The sequence below is a fragment of the Halobacillus sp. BBL2006 genome, assembly GCF_000786645.1.
Classification (GTDB): Bacteria; Bacillota; Bacilli; order Bacillales; family Halobacillaceae; genus Halobacillus.
On record NZ_JRNX01000917.1, the window covers coordinates 1 to 993 of the forward strand.

A 993-nucleotide genomic window follows, 5' to 3' on the forward strand; every position below is an offset into this window, starting at 1 on the left:
CGGAGCGGCGGGATGAATAACGTGACAACACTAAGACGGTAATATAAATCTTTTCTTAGGCGATGCTCTGCGACCGCGTCGATCGGGTCCTCATTAATGGTTGCGATGATTCGTACATCCACCTGCTTATCTTTCGTATCTCCGACTCTGCGAATCGTTCGTTCCTGGATCGCCCGCAGAAGTTTGGCCTGGAGCGCAGGTTCTAAGGAGTTGATTTCATCGAGTAACAGGGTGCCGCCCTCCGCTTGTTCAAACAGCCCGGGCCTATCGACGGCCCCGGTGAAAGCGCCTCTTTTCGTTCCGAATAATAGGCTTTCCATTAGACTGTCTGGAATAGCAGCGCAGTTTTGCGAAATAAACGGGGCAGAAGACCGTGAGCTGCCATTATGGATGCTTTGAGCGAATAGTTCTTTTCCTGTTCCCGTCTCCCCGACGATCAGAACGGATGAAGACGTGCGTGTCGCTTTCTTTGCTTCTTCCGTAACACTTTGGATAAGAGCGCTGTTTCCAATGATCTGATCGAACGTAAACTTCGTGTTTTTCTTTTTCAGCACGTTCTCCTTAATAACTTGTTCAAGCCGGGTCACATCTTTGGTGATTTCAACTGCTCCGGTTACTTTTCCGTTTTCCAAGATCGGAAACGAGTCATTAATAGTCGTGATTTCTTTCCCTTTATTGTTAAAGTAGGTTTGTTTTATGTTCTTGGTTGTCTGTCCTTCCTTGAGAGCGTGAACAAGTGTACTTCGTTGATTTTCTTCAAATTGAAAGACTTCCAAAAGATCTTTGTCGAGAACTTCTTCCCCTGCCATCGACTCGATTTCCATCATTTTTTTGTTATAGACAATCGTTTTCCCATTCTCGTCAATCGCATGGATGCCAACGTCCAATTCATTCAGGATTTTCTCGTAAAGATCATTCAAGCGAGTGATTGTATTGCTTTCCTCCGGTTTCTTCACATGGCAAACCACCTTAAGCTTGTTTTTGTTTTCATTT

General features: G+C 45.1%; 1 protein-coding gene. It reads right to left on the reverse strand.

Annotated elements, in window-relative coordinates:
- The coding region (locus LD39_RS21060) for a sigma-54-dependent Fis family transcriptional regulator (RefSeq protein WP_035553519.1) at positions 1-956 on the reverse strand (956 nt) is incomplete at its 3' end.
- Positions 957-993 lie beyond the last annotated feature (37 nt).